Origin of the sequence: Sphingobium boeckii, assembly GCF_014199215.1 — a bacterium.
GTDB lineage: Bacteria > Pseudomonadota > Alphaproteobacteria > Sphingomonadales > Sphingomonadaceae > Sphingobium_A > Sphingobium_A boeckii.
Genome location: NZ_JACIJC010000001.1, coordinates 728,212 through 746,121 on the forward strand (window position 1 = coordinate 728,212; position 17,910 = coordinate 746,121).

Consider the following 17,910-nt stretch of genomic DNA (forward strand, 5'->3'; position numbering starts at 1 on the left):
GAGACCTTCATGCTGAACTCGTTTCAGCATCCATTCCGTCGCTGCACATTCGCCGAGACTTTGGAATGGACCCTGAAACGAGTTCAGGGTGACGCGGTTTATGGGGTGACATTCAGCCATTGACGACCGTCTCACAACGATCGCACAGATCGCCGTCTTCCTGCACTTCGGGCAGGTGGCGCCAGCAGCGGCCGCATTTCTGCTTCTCGGTCTTGGTCACCGCGATGCCGTCAGCGCCCGGCGTAGCGCTCGCCACGATGCAGATTTCGGCAAAGTCTTCGGCGGAGAGATCGCCCAGATCGGCGGCCGTGATTTCGGCTTCGAGGCTGGAGCGCACGATCTTCTCGCGGCGCAGCGGCTCGATCGCTTCGGTCACCGATGCACGAAGCTGCCGGATACGTGCCCATTTTTCTTCCAGCCCGTCATTCCCGCTTTCGCGAGGATGACGGAGATCGAGCGTCGGCCATTCCAGCATGTGCACCGAATCCGCCTCGGGATAGCGCGTCTGCCACACTTCCTCCGCCGTGAAGCACAGCACCGGCGCGGCATAGCGGACGAGCGCGTGGAACAGCGTATCGAGCACCGTGCGATAGGCGCGGCGCTTAGGATCGTCGGGGGCGTCGCAATAGAGGCTGTCCTTGCGGATATCGAAGAAGAAGGCCGACAGGTCTTCATTCGCGAAATCGGTGAGGCGGCGGATGTAGCGGTTGAACTCGAAATTGTTCGCCGCGTCCTTCAGATCCGCGTCGAGCGTGGCAAGCAGGTGCAGGATATAGCGTTCCAGCTCGGGCATCTCGCTCACCGGCAGCTTTTCGGCATCGGTGAAACCGTCGAGCGCGCCCAGCATATAGCGGAAGGTGTTGCGCAATTTGCGATAGGCGTCGCTGGTGGTGGCGAGCACCTCCTTGCCGATGCGGACGTCCTCGAAATAATCGACCGAGGCCACCCACATGCGCAATATGTCCGCGCCCGATTCCTGAATGATCTTTAAGGGATCGACGACATTGCCGAGCGATTTGGACATTTTCTTGCCGGTGCCATCGAGCGCGAAACCATGGGTGAGCACGGCATCATAAGGCGCGCGGCCGCGCGTGCCGCTGGATTCGAGCAGCGACGACTGGAACCAGCCGCGATGCTGATCCGAACCCTCGACATAGAGGTTCGCGCGGGTGCCTTCCCCATAACGCGCCTCGACCACGAAGGCGTGGGTGGAGCCAGAATCGAACCACACGTCGAGAATGTCGGTCACCACCTCATAATCGTCGAGCCTGTAATCCGGGCCGAGCAGGCTCTGGTGATCGGTCGCATACCAGGCGTCCGCGCCGCCCTGCAGCACCGCGTCGATGATGCGTGCGTTGACGGCTGGATCGCGGAGATAGTCGCCGGTGGCGCGATTGACATAAAGCGCGATCGGCACGCCCCAGGCACGCTGGCGGCTGATCACCCAATCGGGGCGGCCTTCCACCATGGCATGAATGCGGTTGCGCGATTTCTCGGGCACCCAGCGGGTGTTGGCGATGGCGTCCAGCGCGATGCCGCGGAGGGTGGGGTTGTTCGACTGGCGTCCCTCGACGGTCGCGTCTCGGCTGCACTCGACGCTGCTCGGGACAAACGGTTTTTGGGAAACATCAACATTTCCGTTTGTGTCGAGCGTAGTCGAGACACGTTCAACAGCCCGTGCATCCATCGGGATGAACCATTGCGGGGTGCAGCGGAAGATGATCTTGGCCTTGCTGCGCCACGAATGCGGATAGCTGTGGGAGAAATCGTCCGAGGCGGCGAGCAGAGCGCCGGCTTCGCGCAGATCGGTGCAGATCGGGCCGTCGCTGGCCACGAACTTCTTGTTGATCACCGAACCCTGACCGCCCAGCCAGAGCCAGTCATCGCGGTACATGCCATCGCCATTCACCGCGAAGACGGGATCGATGCCATTGGCCTTGCACAGCAGGAAATCGTCCTCGCCGTGGTCCGGGGCCATATGGACGAGGCCGGTGCCGGTTTCAGTGGTGACGAAATCGCCGGGCAGGAAGGGGCGGGGCTTCGCGAAGAAACCACCGAGCCCGTGCATCGGGTGGCGGGCGATTGCGCCTGCGAGTTTGGACGACGGCACATCAGCTTCGCGAACTAGGTATACCTGACGATGTTCACCTACGCCCAGTGACAGTCGCTTCGCGGTCGACTCGGCAAGGTCATCCGCCATGACAATTTGCCGCTCTAACCAAACCATCAATGGATGAGTAGCCAATAAACCTGTCTGTTCCACCCTGACAGAATCTAAAGACGCGCCTTCAGCATCTGATCCCAGTTGGAATGAATAGCGACCGTACTTAACGTCAGGTCCATAGCTCAGAGCCTGGTTCACCGGAATCGTCCAAGGCGTGGTCGTCCAGATCACCGCATGGGCGCCGACCAGTTCAGGGGCGTTCGGCGCTTCCATGATTTCGAATGCCACATCGATCTGCGTCGAGACCACATCCTCATATTCCACCTCGGCTTCGGCGAGCGCGGTCTTTTCCACCGGGCTCCACATCACGGGCTTGGCCCCGCGATAGAGCTGGCCGCTTTCGGCGAATTTCAGCAGTTCGTTCACGATCGCGGCCTCGGCCTCGAACTTCATCGTGAGATAGGGATCGCCCCAATCGCCCATCACGCCCAGCCGCTGGAATTGCGCGCGCTGCACGTCCACCCATTTTTCCGCATAGGCGCGGCATTCGGCGCGGAATTCGGCCGGGGGCACCTCATCCTTGTTCAGCTTTTTCTTGCGATAGGCTTCCTCGATCTTCCATTCGATCGGCAGGCCGTGACAATCCCAGCCGGGCACATAGGGCGCGTCCTTGCCCATCAGGCTCTGGCTGCGGACGATGATGTCTTTCAGCACCTTGTTCATCGCATGGCCCATGTGAATGTCGCCATTCGCATAAGGCGGGCCATCGTGCAGGATGAAGCGCTCGCGGCCCTTGCGGGTTTCGCGCAGTTTTTCGTAAATTCCCAGAGCGTCCCAGCGCGCGAGAATCGCGGGCTCCTTGGCGGCGAGGCCGGCCTTCATCGGAAAGTCGGTCTTCGGGAGGAAGACGGTGTCTCTATAGTCGGGTTTTTCGGTCATATCGCCGCGGTGCTTAGAGCAAGAGCGGGTCAAAGAAAACCGTTTGTCCCGAGCGAAGTCGAGGGACGTTTGTCGCTTCACCAGCGTCCCTCGACTTCGCTCGGGACAAACGGTGTAAAATTGATCAGCTTTCCGCCAAAACCCGCTTTGCCTCGGCGCAATCCTTGTCCATCTGCGCCACCAAAGGTTCGATCCCGTCGAACTTCATCTCGGGCCGCAGGAAGCGGATCAATTCCACCTCGATCACCTGCCCGTAAAGACTCTCATGAAAATCGAAGAAATAAGGCTCCAGCAATTCCTTGGGCGGATCGAAGGTGGGCCGGATGCCGAGATTCGCCGCGCCCTCCAGCACGCGGCCGTCAGCCAGCCTCCCGCGCACCGCATAGATGCCGTAGCGCGGGCGCAGATAATGGCCGAGCGACACGTTGGCGGTGGGATAGCCGATGGTGCGGCCCAATTTGTCGCCATGGATCACATCGCCCTGAATGGCGAAGGGGCGGGTGAGCAGGCGTGTCGCGGTCTCGCAATCGCCCGCTTGAAGCGCCGTGCGGATGCGGCTGGACGAGATGGTCTCATCCCCCTCCGCCACGGGACCGACCGCTTCGGTGGTGAGGCCATGCACTTGGCCGAGCTCAGCCAGCACGCGCACATTGCCGCCGCGATCCTTGCCGAAGGTGAAATCCTCCCCCGTCACCACGCCCGCCGCGCCGATCAGATCGATCAGCCGTTGCTCCACGAATTCCTGCGCGGTGAGCGCGGCCAGATGATCATCGAAGGTGAATACCAGCATCGCGTCGGCACCCGCTTCGGCAAACAGGCGTTCGCGCTGGTCCAGCGTGGTGAGGCGGAAGGGGGGGGCATCGGGCTTGAAATAACGGATCGGGTGCGGATCGAAGGTGGCCACGAGCGCGGGGCGACCCTGCTCGCGCGCCAAAGCCACGGCACTGCCGACCACGGCCTGATGACCCCGGTGAAACCCGTCGAAATTTCCCAAAGCGATCACGCCCCCGCGCAAATCATCGGGAACCCGCCGCTCGCCCGAAAGCCGCTGCATGGCGGGGCTTTAGCGGGGGGGAGGGCACCTGTAAAACCCTTCTCCCTTCCTATGGCTCAATGCCAAACACCGTTTGTCCCGAGCGCAGTCGAGGGACGTGGGTGCAGGTGACGGACGTCCCTCGACTTCGCTCGGGACAAACGGCTTATGATATACGCTTCTGCTAAGGCTGCTTTGGCACCAGCCCCTGTTCCAGCAACCGGATCACATTGCCGCCCATCACCGCGCGGATCTCGCTTGGCGTGAACCGGCGATCGACCAATGCCTGCGTCACGGCGGCAAGTTGGCTCGCGTCCCAGCGCGTGGTCACCGCGCCATCGAAATCGCTGCCGAGGCCGACATGCTTTACCCCCACCAGATCGCGGACGTGCGCGATCGCGTCGGCTACGGCCTCGGTGGAGGTGTCGCAGATCGCGCCCTCCCAATAGCCGATGCCGATCACCCCGCCGGTGCGCGCGACGCCGCGGATCTCGTCATCGGTGAGGTTGCGATTGACCTTGCACGTCGCCTGCACCCCGCCATGGCTGGACACCACCGGACGGGTGGCCATCGCCAGAATGTCGGCGACCGACTGATGGCTGGCATGGGCGATATCGACGATCATCCCCTTGCTTTCCATCGCCTGGATCACCTGCCGACCGAGCGGCCTCAGCCCACCCTTCTTTAGGCCGTGCATCGATCCGGCGAGTTCATTGTCGAAAAAATGCGCGGGGCCGGCCATGCGGAAGCCAGCCTTGTAGAGCACATCCAGATTGGTCGCCTTGCCCTCGAGATCCTGCAGCCCCTCGATCGAGAGCAAAGCGCCTGTCACGGTTTTGCCCGCCACGCGGTCGGCGATCAGCGTCTGCACGTCCGCGCCGCTGCGCACGATCCGCAGCCGTCCGTTTGATCCGGCCTCGGCCTTCTGCAATTTCTCCGCATGAAAGAGCGAACGCTGGAGCAGCGATGTCCAGGTCCAGGGTGGCTGCAACTGGGCGATCGTCAGCAGCGTGATATTGTCGCTATCCTCGCCATTGGCGTCGTAATTCTGACCCTTGGGCGTCTTGGTGACCGATGAGAATATCTGCAGCGCGACATTGCCAGCCTCCAGGCGTCTCAGATCGACCTGCCCCTGCCAGGTCTCGCTCAGAAGATCGCGCTGCCACATCAACGTATCGGCGTGCATGTCGACCAAGTGAAGCGTGCGGTGAAGTTCGGCGGTTTCGGCCGAAACCTCGGGCAATTCCCCCGGCTGCACCACATTCATAGTGCGCTCGACCACGCCGGGCGCGACGCCGAAAAAGCCGACGCCGGCGAGGATCAGCAGCATCGCGAGGCCGATGCCGATCGCGCGTTTCACCCGGCGCGCACCAGGGTCACGAAGCTATAGGCGGGGCGGGGGGCTTCGGCCGCGTGATGCTCGCGCCGGGCCTCGCGCCAGCCGGGGCCGAACGGATCGAGGCTTGTGTCGCCTTCAGCTTCGATATGCACTTCGGTCAGTTCGATCCGGTCCGCACGCGGCAGGAACAGCCGATAGATTTCCGCGCCGCCGATCACCGAGACATGCGGCGCATTGGCGAGCCTGAGCGCCTCCTCCACGCTATGCGCCACTTCCGCGCCGTCCTCCTGCCAATCCGTATCACGGGTCAGCACGATATGGCGGCGGCCGGGCAACAGACCGGGCAGGCTGTCGAATGTCTTGCGGCCCATGATCATGGGCTTGTCCTGCGTCAGCATCTTGAAATGGCGCAGGTCAGCGGGAAGGTGCCACGGCAAAGCACCATCCTTGCCGATGACGCCATTGTCCGCACGCGCGAGGATCAGGGCGATTTCCGGATGGTTCAAACCGCCACCGCCGCCTTGATGTGCGGATGCGCTTCATAGCCGCTGATCTCGAAATCCTTATAGTCATAGCCGTCGATCCCGTCCGGCGTGCGGAGAATCTTGAGCGTGGGCAGCGGATAGGGATCGCGCGTAAGCTGTTCGCGCGCCTGATCGAGATGGTTGAGATAGAGATGCGTGTCGCCGCCGGTCCAGATGAAATGGCCCGGTTTCAGCCCGCATTGATCGGCCAGCATGTGGGTGAGCAAGGCATAGCTCGCGATGTTGAACGGGATGCCCAGGAAGGCGTCGCCACTGCGTTGATAAAGCTGGAGGCTCAATTTGCCATCGGCCACCTGCGTCTGGAACAGGCAATGGCAGGGCGCGAGCGCCATCTTCTCGATCTCGCCGGGGTTCCAGGCGGAAACGATCTGGCGGCGGGAGGCGGGATTGGTGTTGATCTGATGCACCAGCGCGGCGATCTGGTCGATATGGCGGCCATCCGCCGCCTCCCAATCGCGCCACTGCTTGCCATAGACCGGGCCGAGATCGCCGGTCTCGTCGGCCCATTCGTCCCAAATGCGCACCTTGTGATCCTGCAGGTAGCGGACATTGGTGTCGCCCTTGAGGAACCAGAGCAGTTCGTAGATGATCGAACGCAGGTGAAGTTTTTTGGTCGTGACCAAGGGAAAGCCCTGGCTCAGATCGAAGCGCATCTGATGGCCGAAGATGGCGAGCGTGCCCGTCCCGGTGCGATCCTCCTGCCGGGTGCCTTCGTTCAGGATACGCTGGAGGAGATCAAGATAGGGCTGCATGGAGACGCTTATGGCGAGACCGGGGGGAGTCGCCAAGCCCTTACTCCCTCTCCCCTTCAGGGGAGAGGGCCGGGGAGAGGGGGAGTGAGGCAAATGAGCAGAGGCCGGTGCACTACGACCCGCATTCCTCTCTCCCGGCGGGGCTTCGCCCGCCACCCTCTCCCCTAAAGGGGAGAGGGAATTAGCCTTTGCACGCCTTGATCGTTTCCGGCTCCGGCCGTGCACCGGTCGCCTGGAATTGCGCGATATAACCATCGACAGCGGGCAGCGGCGTGTTTTGCACCAGCTTGTAACCCACGGCCGCAAATTCGCAGGTGAGCAAGGCGATCGGCGTGCCATGATCCTTGGTCGGGCGCTCGGCGTCCACCACGATCACGCGACCGTCTGCGTTCAGCGAGGGCCGCATCCGCCAGAGGAATTCATAGGGCTCGGCGATCTCGTGATACATGTGCACCATGAAAATCCGGTCGAAGCTGTTTTCGGGCAGCTTGGGATCATCCGGCTCACCCAGGCGCACGCTGACATTGTCGAGCTGCTCGCGGGTCACGCGGGCGGCCAGCGCATTGCGGACATCCGGCACGATATCCTCTGCCAGCACCCGGCCCTTCTCGCCGACGCGCTGAGCGAGACGGATCGTATAATAACCCTCGCCGGCACCGATATCGGCAATCGTCATGCCCGGTGCGATCCCGGCATTGTCCATCACAGTGCCGGATTCATTTACCCGGTCACGGGCTTCCTCAGTGGAGAATCGGTTCGACGTGATCGGCGCGACGGGCCGATCGGCTTCCGGGAACACAGGCGCCGTTTCGCCGCGATTGCACGCGACGAGTGTCAACAGAAGAAGCGGGAGGGCGCGCCGCATCCTAATCCACATCCTCCACGTCGACGCTCTCGCCGGTTACGCGCTGCGAGAGTGCGGCGGCCATGAACGGATCGAGCGCGCCATCCAGCACGTCATCGGGCGCGGTGGAGACCACGCCGGTGCGCAGATCCTTCACCATCTGATAGGGCTGGAGCACATAGGAACGGATCTGGTGGCCCCAGCCGATTTCGGTCTTGGCGGCATAGCCCACCGCGGCTTCGGCCTCGCGCTTCTGCAATTCGGCCTCATAAAGCCGCGCCTTCAGCATGTTCATCGCCTCGGCCTTGTTCTTGTGCTGCGAACGCTGGTTTTGGCACGCCACGATGATTCCGCTGGGCACATGGGTGATGCGCACCGCCGAATCGGTGGTGTTGATATGCTGCCCGCCCGCGCCCGATGCACGATAGGTGTCGATCTTGAGATCGCTGTCATTCACTTCGATATCGATATTATCGTCGATCACGGGATAGACCCAGACGGACGAGAAGCTCGTGTGCCGGCGCGCGGAGGAATCATAGGGGCTGATGCGGACCAGCCGGTGGACGCCGCTCTCCGTCTTGGCATAGCCATAGGCATTTTCGCCCTTGATCAGCAATGTGGCGGATTTGATCCCGGCCTGTTCGCCGCCGTGATAATCGACGATCTCCACCTTCATGCCGCGGCGCTCGGCCCAGCGCTGATACATGCGCTGGAGCATCTCGGCCCAATCCTGGCTCTCGGTGCCGCCCGCGCCCGCATGGACTTCGAGATAGGCGTCATTGGGATCGGCCTCGCCCGCGAGCAGCGCCTTCACCTTGTCGGTCTCGGCGCGTGCGGCGAGGGCGGCAAGGCTCTCGAGGCCGTCATTGACCATGTCGTCATCGCCTTCGGCTTCGGCCATCTCCATCAGCTCGGCGGTATCAGCGAGTTCGGTCTCGATCGCGCGCGTGGCGTTGATCGCTTCGTCCAGGCGGCGACGTTCGCGCATCACCTCCTGCGCAGCGCGTGGATCATTCCACAGCGTGGGATCTTCCACGCGCGCGTTCAACTCGTCGAGCCGCCGCAGCGCGCGATCCCAATCGAGGAATCGGCGCAGCAGATCGAGGGCGGCATTGATCTTGTCGGCGTGAGCCTGCGCTTCGGCGCGCATGGTGATAACTCCAGAATAGTGTCAGCCGTTCGAACGCGGGGATGACATGATGTATGACGACGGGCTCTAGTAAATCCCGTCACGTTTTTGCAAGAATTCGCGGTCTCCGGCGCTGATGGCGGCGGGGCCGGCGGCCTTGTCGGCTTTCTTCGGTTTGGCGATCTCATCCTTGCGGATGGAACGGCGCGGCTCGCTTTCGGGCTTGAAGGCTTCCCAGATGACGGCCGCCTTGGGTTCGTCACCTGGCCAGGCACCAAACACCTTGCGACCGCTCTTGCGATCGATGCGCACCATGCGGATGCCCGGTGGCGCCTTGAACGGCACCACGGGCATATCGACCATCGCCTTTTTGGCGAAGGAAAGGAAAATCGGCGCGGCGAGCGTGCCGCCCTGGGCATAGCCGCCCATCGGGCGCGGCTGATCGAAGCCCATATACACGCCAGCGACGAGATCGGCCGATCCGCCCACGAACCACACATTGGTCGGGCCGCTGGTCGTGCCGGTCTTGCCGAAGATTGGGCGCTTCAGCGCCTGCAACGATGGTGCGGTGCCGCGCAGGATCACGCCTTCGAGAATATGGACCATCTGATAGGCGGTCATCGGATCGAGCGCCTGCTTTGTGCGGGCGGGCGGGCGGGGCATGGCCTTGCCATCCCAATCCTTGGCGTTGCAGCGTTCGCACGGGCGGGTGTCGGCGCGGAAGATCACCTTGCCCTTGCGATCCTGCACATAGTCGATCAGCGACGGGCTCATCGCCTTGCCGTTGTTCGCCAGCATCGCATAGGCGTTGGTCAGCCGCATCACCGTGGTGTCGCCCGCGCCCAGAGCAATGGCGAGCACTTTGGGATAGAGCTTGCCCGGCGCGCTGACGCCCATCCGCGCTGCGGTTTCCACCACCTTGTCCATGCCGGTCTGCGATGCGGTGCGCACGGTCATCAAATTGCGCGATTGCTCGATGCCCCAGCGCATCGTCTGCGGCCCCGCGCCAGCACTGCCGCCGAAATTGCGGAAGCATTTCTGGCCGAGGCGACCGCCCTGGTAGACGCAAAAGGGTCCGTCCACGATGATCGACGCCGGGGTCATGCCATTGTCCAGCGCGGCGGAATAAGCGATCGGCTTGAAGGTGGAGCCGGGCTGGCGCTCCGCCTGGGTGGCGCGATTGTAACTGGCGAGTTGCGCGTCGAACCCGCCCTGCATCGCCAGCACGCGGCCGGTATGCGGATCTTCCACCACCATGCCGCCCGACACTTCGGGGATGTTGCGCAGCGCCCACAGGCTGCCTTCCTGTTTCACTGCGATGATATCGCCGGGCTGCATCGCACTGAACGCCGTGCCGCCGCTGCGCTTTGGCATGGCGGCGGCGCTGGCGGGCAGCGCGCCCGTGCTGCCATCGGTGAAGCCGATCGTCGCACTGCCGCCATCCTTGGACAGCACCACGGCGGCGCGCCAGTCATCGTAATTGATGCCGATATTCTTGACGACGAAATTGGTCTGCCAGCGTTCGCCGACCTCGATCCTGGCAATCGGTCCGCTCCAGCCCTTGCCGCGATCATAGCGCAGCAGCCCTTCGCGCAGCGCATCCTCCGCATAATCCTGCAGTTTGGGATCGAGCGAGGTGCGCACCCAGAGACCACCGTCATAAACGCTGTAGGGCTTGCGTCCGTCATCCGACGATTCGCCGAATTTGGAGATGAGCAGGCGACGCACCTCTTCCATATAATAGTCGCCGACGCGCTCATAACGCGCGCCGCCCGTGGGTTTCAGCCCGAGTGGCTGGGCCTTGGCATCGCTTGCCTGCGCCTGGGTGATGAATTCGTTGCGCGCCATCTCTCCCAGCACGAAATTGCGGCGAGAGATCGCTTTTTCGGCATATTTGGCACGGCCATAGGTGGACGGTGCCTTGGGCAGGATCGCCAGAAACGCCATCTCGTTGAGCGTCAGCCCATCCACATCCTTGTTGAAATAGGCGCGGGCCGCGGCCTGCACGCCGAAACTGTTGCGCCCCAATGCGATCTGGTTGAGGTACAATTCCATGATCTGCTCTTTGGTGAGCGCGGCTTCGATCCTCCTGGCGAGGATCGCTTCCTTCATCTTGCGGACGTAGCTCACTTCGTTGGTCAGCAGCAGATTCTTGGCTACCTGCTGGGTGATGGTCGATGCGCCCACCGGGCGACCGGAACTGGTGAGATTGTTGACCGCCGCGCTGATGATGCCGGGATAATCCAGGCCACCATGTTCGAAGAACGTCCGGTCTTCCGCGGCCATGAACGCCTGGACCAGCGGCTTGGGAAATTCCTCATAGGCAAGCTGGACCCGGCGTTCGCGCGCATAGCTGTGCACCGGCGTGCCATCGATCGCGCGCACGCTGGTGGGCAAAGGCGGCTCATAGGTTTTCAGCGTTTCAACCGAAGGCAGGTTGCGCGCGAAGATCGCCCAGATCAGCAGCCATCCGATCAGCGCCAGCAGGACCAGCGCCATCAGCCATCGAACCCACCGCTTCTGGCGCCATTGCCGCACAGTCTCCCAAGCGCCACTGGCTTCGCGCTTGATCTTGTAGCTGAAGTTTTCCGCGGCCGGTTCGGTCATGACGGACCGGCTCTAGCAACTTTTAAGCGCTTTGCCAGCCATGGGGAGGATCACTTTGCCGCGCGTTTGGCGAAATGGGTCTCGATCGCGCTCGCTGCGCCGTCGACGATGCTTTCCCGGCCCTGTCTGGAAAAGATGAACGCGGCATCGGCCTCATTGCTCAGATAGCCCGTTTCGAAAAGTACCGAGGGCACGTCGGGCGCTTTCAATACGATCAGCGCGGCAAAGCGGTGATAATCGGTGCGGAACGGCACATTGCCGGATTCGCGACGGAGCAGCGCGGCGAATTGGGATGATATTTCCATCGTCTCGCGCTGCGTGAGATCGATCAGGATCGAGCTGACATCACCGCTGGCGCCCCCCAGATTGACGCCGTTCAGGATATCCGCCTTGTTTTCCCGCGCGGCGAGCCGTGCGGCCTCCCTGTCGGATGCGATTTCGGACAGCGTATAGATTGTCGCGCCGGACGCCAGGGGATTGGCGGCGCTGTCCGCATGGATGGACAGGAACAGATTGGCCTTCAGCCGGCGCGCGATCTCATAGCGCTGGTTGAGCACGATAAAACGGTCGTCCTCCCGCGTCAGCGCCACACGCACCCGGCCCGATTCCACCAGCCGATCGCGGATCGCGCGCGCCAGGGTGAGTGTCGCCTCCTTTTCGCGCTGGCCCCCATAAGGGGAGAGGGCGCCCGGATCGTGCCCGCCATGCCCCGCGTCGATCACGACCAGCGGCCGGCCGGCGGGGCCGAGTATCCGGGGTAGCGGCGGTGCCTTGCGCGGCGGGTCCAGCTTGATGGTGAGATTATATTTGCTCCGCGGGGGCGGGCGGCGGAGAAATCTGGGAAGTTCCCAGCCCAGAAAGGTGGGCGCGGCGGATGACGACGCGACCGGGTTCGCCGCGAGCATAGATGCCATGATCAGAAAGCCCGCTCCCATGGATGCCTTATTGCCAGCATCAGCGGGCTTGGGTCCAGCCCGGCTGGAAGATTAAGATCCTGTTCACCATATCCATCCATATCGCTTGGCGCAGGCTCCGCGCTTTTTGTTGCCCCCGGGCAATGTGAATGCTAGCGATGCAAGCGGCTGGAAAAGCGCACTGCTTTCTACCAGTCAAACGCGAATCGCCCGATCCGGGCGATCAATTCAGGTTGACGCTGCAATGAGGCATTTCTCCCCCCTAACGCATCAGGCCCGCCGGGCCGTGGATGCGCGGGCTTTGGGGGAGGCTCCGGCCGATCGGGCCGGACATGCTTACGCAGCAGAGGCATATTTCACATCAACCAAGATGCCCGCGGCGCTTTGCCCGGCATCCCATTCATTTCGCGCGCCGCCGGCCTATCTGGCCGGGATGAGGCGCGCACGGAGAATTTTCAATGACAATGCGTATGCTGATCGACGCGCGCCACCGGGAAGAGACCCGTGTGGCGGTGGTCAAGGGTAACCGGATCGAGGAATTCGATTTCGAATCCGCCGAGCACAAGCAGCTCAAGGGCAATATCTATCTCGCCAAAGTAACCAGGGTCGAACCGTCGCTTCAGGCGGCGTTCGTCGATTATGGCGGCAATCGCCATGGTTTCCTGGCGTTTAGCGAAATTCATCCCGATTATTACCAGATCCCCAAGGAAGATCGTGAAGCGCTGCTGCGCGAGGAAGCCGAGCACGCCGCCGAGGAAGAGGCGCTGCGCGCGCGTGCCGATGAGGATGATGACGACGAGGATTATGGCGACGACCGCGAGGGCGGCGATGATGATGGCATTGAGGAAATGTCCGACATCGATCACGATTATGACGCCGATGAAGACGGCGATCAGGAAGAGCGTGCTTCTGAAGATGGCGCGCCGCGCAGCGAAGGCGGACGCGGCCGTGGTCGCCGCGGCAAGGCGCAGGCCGATGACGGCGCTGTAGAAGCGCTGCGCACGAAGCGCATGAATTTGCGCCGTCGCTACAAGATTCAGGATGTGATTCGCCGCCGTCAGGTGCTGCTGGTTCAGGTCGTGAAGGAAGAGCGCGGCAATAAGGGCGCTGCGCTCACCACCTATCTGTCGCTGGCCGGCCGTTATTGCGTGCTCATGCCAAACACGTCGCATGGCGGCGGGATCAGCCGCAAGATTTCGAATGCGGGCGATCGCAAGCGTTTGAAGTCGATCATGGCCGATATGCAATTGCCGTCCAGCATGGGCTGCATCGTGCGCACCGCCGGGCTCAGCCGCACAAAGGTAGAGATCAAGCGCGATTTCGATTATCTGGCGCGCCTGTGGGACGAAATCCGCGAAAAGACGCTGGCTTCCGCAGCACCTGCGCTGGTTTATGGTGACAGCGATCTGATGAAGCGGGCGATCCGCGACATCTATAACCGCGATATCGAAGACGTGATCATCGAGGGCGAGGAGGGGTATCGCGCAGCGAAGGACTTCATGAAGCTCCTCATGCCGAGCCATGCCCGCAAGGTGAAGCCCTATGCGGACGCCGTGCCGCTGTTCCAGCGCTTTGGCGTGGAAGACCAGTTGGCGGCGATGTATAACCCCACCGTCCAGCTCAAATCGGGCGGCTATCTGGTGATCAACCCCACCGAAGCGCTCGTCTCGATCGATATCAACTCCGGTCGTTCGACCCGTGAGCATGGTATCGAGCAGACCGCGGTCGCGACCAATCTGGAAGCGGCGCACGAGATTGCCCGCCAGCTTCGCCTGCGCGATATGGCCGGCCTGGTCGTGATCGATTTCATCGACATGGAGAATAACTCCAACATCCGTAAGGTCGAAAAGGCCATGAAGGGTGCGCTGGCGAACGATCGCGCGCGCATCCAGGTGGGCCGGATCAGCTCCTTTGGTCTGATGGAGATGAGCCGCCAGCGCTTGCGCACCGGTGTGCTTGAAGCCTCCACCCGCGTTTGCCCGCATTGCGAAGGCACCGGACTGGTGCGCACGGCATCGTCGGCAGGTCTGTCCGCGCTGCGGATGCTGGAAGACGAAGCCGGTCGTGGCCGCGGCAGCCGCCTCACCCTGCGCGCCAGCCAGGAAGCCGCCGTTTATGTGCTCAATCGCAAGCGCGCCGAACTGGCCGAGATCGAAGAGCGCTATGGCGTCCTGATCGACATCCTGCCCGACGGCGAGACCGAGGGCGCGCGCATGAGCGTCGAGGCCAGCGGCCCGCCGCCCGAGCACGCGCCGCGGTTTGAGCTGCCCGTGTTCGAGGATGACGACGACGATCTGCCGTTGGAAGACGAGGACGAGGAAGAAGAGACCGTCGCCGAGGAAGAAGCGCGCGAGGCTCGCGAAGAACGAGGCGAGCGTGGCGAGCGCGAAGGGGGTGGCAAGCGCCGTCGCCGTCGCCGTGGCCGCCGCAGCGGACGCCGCGAAGATGGCGAACCCCGCGAGGAGGGTGATGAACCCCGCAGCGAGGACGAGCCCGGTCACGAAGACGATGCAGAGTCCATCGAGGGCGAGGCTACCGAGGCGCAGGAAGCGGGCGACCGCGAGGCCGATACCGAAGAAGGCCGCGATGCCAAGCGTCGCCGCAGCCGTCGTGGCCGCCGTGGTGGTCGTCGTCGTCGCGAAGGTGGCGAAGCTGGTGCGGAAGGTTCGGAAGAGCTGAATGCCGAGGGCGAGACGGTTGAAGCCGAAGCATCTTCGGACGCCGAAGCGGCTGCTGAACCTGTGGCCGAAACGGAGGACAAGCCCAAGCGGGCGCGTCGCCGTCCCAAGGCCGAAGCCAAGATCGATCCGCCCGCTGCGCCGGAGGCAGAAGCCGCACCGACCGAAGCGCCCAAGCGTCGTGGCCGTGCCAAGGCCGCGCCCGTCGCTGAGATCGCTGCTGTGGAAGCGGTCGTTTCCGAAGTGCCTGCACCGGCTGCCGAAGAGGTTGTGGCCGAGAAGCCCAAGCGCGGCCGCAAGAAAGCCGCGCCCAAGGCCGATGCCGAGCCTGAAGTCGTGGCGGAGCCTGAAGTCGTGATCGAAGCACCCGTTGAAGCCGCTTCGGAAGAGGCTGTTGCCGAAAAGCCCAAGCGGACGCGTAAAAAGGCTGTCACCCAGGCAGAGGCGGCACCCGCCGTTGAAGCCAAGACGGCCGAAGCAACGGCCGAGGCCGAGGACGCCGAACCGCGTCGCGGCTGGTGGCAGCGGACGTTCGGCGCACCGGAGTAATCGGCGCCAAGGTTGGATACGCCCGCGCCCGCCGTCATGCTGAACTTGTTTCAGCATCCATTCGTCCGCCCCACCATTGGTCTGGACTTTGGAATGGACCTGGAAACACGTTCAGGGTGACGGCGGGAGGGATTGTTCGAAGCTACTTTAATCCCGGGTTCAGACGGGAAGACGGAAGGAAGAGCGGCCATGGCCATCCAGTTCCGATCTTTTGCGCCGGCGATCCGCTTTGCGATCGCGCTTCTGCTCTCCCTGGCCGTGCTGGTGCGCCCGGCCTTTGCTCAATCGATCCTGCGTGATGCGGAGACCGAGGCGCTCTTTGCCGACATGTCCGCCCCGCTCATCGTGGCGGCGGGGCTCGATCCCCGCAATGTGAAGGTCGTGCTGATCAACGATCCGTCGATCAACGCCTTCGTCGCGGGCGGTCAGGCGGTCTATATCCATTCCGGCCTGATTTCGGCCGCGGACAATATCAATGAAGTGCAAGGCGTGGTCGCGCATGAAATCGGCCACATCACCGGCGGACATATCGTGCGTTTCGGCGAGGGGATGAAGGTGGCTTCGGGCATCAGCATCCTGAGCCTGGTGCTGGGCGCAGCCGCGCTGGCGGCAGGCGCTGGCGATGCCGGCATGGGTATCTTGGCGGCGGGTCAGCAGGCGGCGATGGGCAAGTTTCTCGCGTTCAGCCGCACGCAGGAATCCAGTGCCGATGCCGCGGGCGTCAGTTTTCTCGCAAAGGCCGGAATCAGTGGCAAAGGCTCGCTCGCTTTTTTCAAGCGGCTGCAGAATATGGAATATCGGCTCGGCATCCCGCAGACCGACAGTTATGCGCGCACCCACCCGCTGAGCGGGGAGCGGATCGCAGTGCTTGAGCATCAATATCAATCATCGCCATCCTGGAATGCACCGATCGATCAAACGCTCGAGGCGCGGTTCGAGCGTGTGAAGGCCAAGCTCAATGGCTTCGTTTCGGAGCCGGCCACGACGCTCAGGCAATATCCCGAACGCGACAAGACCGTGCCTGCGCGCTACGCCCGCGCCTATGCTTGGCATAAATCGGCTTATCCCGATAAGGCGCTGGCCGAGGTTTCATCCTTGCTGACCACCAATCCCGACGATCCCTATTTCCTGGAACTCGAAGGCCAGATCCTGCTGGAATCGGGCCGGGTGGCCGAGGCCCTGCCGCCGCTGCGGGAAGCGGTGGAGCGCACGCGCAATCAGCCGTTGATCGCCGCACTCTTCGGCCATGCGTTGATCGCGACGGAAGATCCGAAGAATTTCGATGAGGCGCGCACCGTGCTGAAGGCCGCTGTAGCGCGCGACAATGACAATCCTTTTGCCTGGTATCAGCTCGGCGTGGTCTATGAGCGCGAGGGCGATGTACCGCGCGCGCAACTGGCAACCGCGGAGCGCTATAATCTGGAGGGCGTGGCCCCGCTCGCGCTTGCCAATGCGCGGCAGGCCATGCAGGGCATCCCTGAAGGCACTTCCGATTGGCTGCGGGCGCAGGATATCGCGCTCGTGTCCGAGGCTGAAGTGCAGAAAAAGAAGAAGCGGTAGGCCGCGCGGCCGGATAAGTGAGCGGATATCTTCAATGACACCCAAGGAAAAGACGATCATGATTGCAGGCGGCGCATTTCTTGCTGGAGCCGCGGCGACCGCGCTTGCGGCCACCGTCAGTGGCGGTGCCAGCATAGCCGGCGTCAGTGAGGCCGAGCGCACGAAGATCGAGGCCGTGGTGCGCGCCTATATTCTGGATCATCCCGAAATCATTCCGGAAGCCATGCAGAAACTGGAGCAGAAGCAGGCGGCCGGCGCGGTCGAGGCCAATCGCGCGCAGATCGAAACGCCATTTGCAGGTGCCTGGGCGGGCAATGAAAAGGGCGACGCTACTCTGGTCGTCTTTTATGATTATGCCTGCGGTTTCTGCCGCAAGAGCCTGCCCGATATCGAGCGGTTGCTGGCTGAGGACAAGGGTCTGAAGATCGTGTTCCGCGAACTGCCGATCCTCAGCCCGGAGAGCGAAGTGGCAGCGCGCGTCAGTCTGGCTGCGGCGAAGCAGGGCAAGTTCAAGGCGTTTCACGATGCGCTCTATGCCGAGGGCCGCCCCACCGCCGCAAATGTGGAAAAGGTGGAAGCCAAGCTCGGCCTGGATAGCAAGCGCATCGCAGCCGAGGCCGGCTCGGGCGAATATCAGAAGGAAATAGACGCCAACATCGCGGTCGCGCGCGCCTTGGGTTTCACCGGCACGCCAAGCTGGGTGGTGGGCGATCAGGTGCTGAACGGCGCCGTGGGCTATGACGCGCTGAAGGCCGCGATCGCGGACGCGCGCAAGAAGGGGTAATTTGACTCCTTTTTACCGTTCGGGCTGAGCCTGTCGAAGTCTTTTCCTTCTCGTGATTTTGAAGAAGAAAGGG

12 protein-coding genes are annotated in these 17,910 nt (G+C 62.7%); 3 read left to right on the plus strand and 9 right to left on the minus strand.

Going from position 1 to position 17,910, the window contains the following annotated elements; all coding sequences use genetic code 11:
• Positions 1-112 precede the first annotated feature (112 nt).
• The 9 genes from ileS to FHS49_RS03705 form a co-directional block, all read right to left on the minus strand.
• Positions 113-3,103 carry an isoleucine--tRNA ligase gene (gene ileS, locus FHS49_RS03665; RefSeq protein WP_184015304.1) on the minus strand — a complete coding sequence of 997 codons (2,991 nt, stop codon included), beginning with the start codon at positions 3,101-3,103 and terminating at the stop codon, positions 113-115.
• Positions 3,104-3,227: 124 nt separating this feature from the next.
• Positions 3,228-4,157, minus strand: a complete 930-nt coding sequence (locus FHS49_RS03670) for a bifunctional riboflavin kinase/FAD synthetase (protein ID WP_184015306.1) — start codon at positions 4,155-4,157, stop codon at positions 3,228-3,230.
• Positions 4,158-4,320: 163 nt separating this feature from the next.
• On the minus strand, positions 4,321-5,496 hold the full coding sequence (locus tag FHS49_RS03675; protein ID WP_343052884.1) for a dipeptidase: 1,176 nt from the start codon (positions 5,494-5,496) through the stop codon (positions 4,321-4,323).
• Positions 5,493-5,981 (minus strand): dihydrofolate reductase, encoded by a 489-nt coding sequence (locus FHS49_RS03680; protein ID WP_184015307.1) that lies wholly within the window; start codon positions 5,979-5,981, stop codon positions 5,493-5,495. The genes FHS49_RS03675 and FHS49_RS03680 overlap by 4 nt, the downstream gene beginning before the upstream one ends.
• Positions 5,978-6,772, minus strand: coding sequence for a thymidylate synthase (locus FHS49_RS03685; RefSeq protein ID WP_184015989.1), 795 nt, complete (start codon positions 6,770-6,772; stop codon positions 5,978-5,980). Before FHS49_RS03685 ends, FHS49_RS03680 begins: the two co-directional genes overlap by 4 nt.
• Positions 6,773-6,953: 181 nt before the next feature.
• Positions 6,954-7,637, minus strand: a complete 684-nt coding sequence (locus tag FHS49_RS03690) for a class I SAM-dependent methyltransferase (RefSeq protein WP_184015309.1) — start codon at positions 7,635-7,637, stop codon at positions 6,954-6,956.
• A 1-nt stretch (position 7,638) separates the two neighbouring features.
• The gene (gene prfB / locus FHS49_RS03695) at positions 7,639-8,766 is read right to left on the minus strand and encodes a peptide chain release factor 2 (protein ID WP_184015311.1); all 1,128 of its coding nucleotides are present in this window, start codon (positions 8,764-8,766) and stop codon (positions 7,639-7,641) included.
• A gap of 66 nt (positions 8,767-8,832) precedes the next feature.
• Entirely contained in the window at positions 8,833-11,352 is a 2,520-nt protein-coding gene (locus tag FHS49_RS03700) for a penicillin-binding protein 1A (protein WP_184015313.1), read from the minus strand.
• A gap of 50 nt (positions 11,353-11,402) precedes the next feature.
• Positions 11,403-12,266: an N-acetylmuramoyl-L-alanine amidase family protein gene (locus FHS49_RS03705; protein ID WP_425502662.1), complete on the minus strand. Its 864-nt coding sequence runs from the start codon at positions 12,264-12,266 to the stop codon at positions 11,403-11,405.
• A 458-nt stretch (positions 12,267-12,724) separates the two neighbouring features.
• Between FHS49_RS03705 and FHS49_RS03710 the strand changes: the two genes are divergently transcribed.
• The 3 genes from FHS49_RS03710 (at position 12,725) to FHS49_RS03720 (ending at position 17,837) form a co-directional block, all read left to right on the plus strand.
• A complete protein-coding gene (locus FHS49_RS03710; RefSeq protein ID WP_184015317.1) occupies positions 12,725-15,493 on the plus strand; it encodes an Rne/Rng family ribonuclease in 2,769 nt (922 codons plus the stop codon).
• A 189-nt stretch (positions 15,494-15,682) separates the two neighbouring features.
• Positions 15,683-17,053 (plus strand): M48 family metalloprotease, encoded by a 1,371-nt coding sequence (locus tag FHS49_RS03715; RefSeq protein ID WP_184015319.1) that lies wholly within the window; start codon positions 15,683-15,685, stop codon positions 17,051-17,053.
• Positions 17,054-17,087: 34 nt separating this feature from the next.
• Positions 17,088-17,837, plus strand: coding sequence for a DsbA family protein (locus FHS49_RS03720; RefSeq protein ID WP_184015321.1), 750 nt, complete (start codon positions 17,088-17,090; stop codon positions 17,835-17,837).
• Positions 17,838-17,910: the final 73 nt, after the last annotated feature.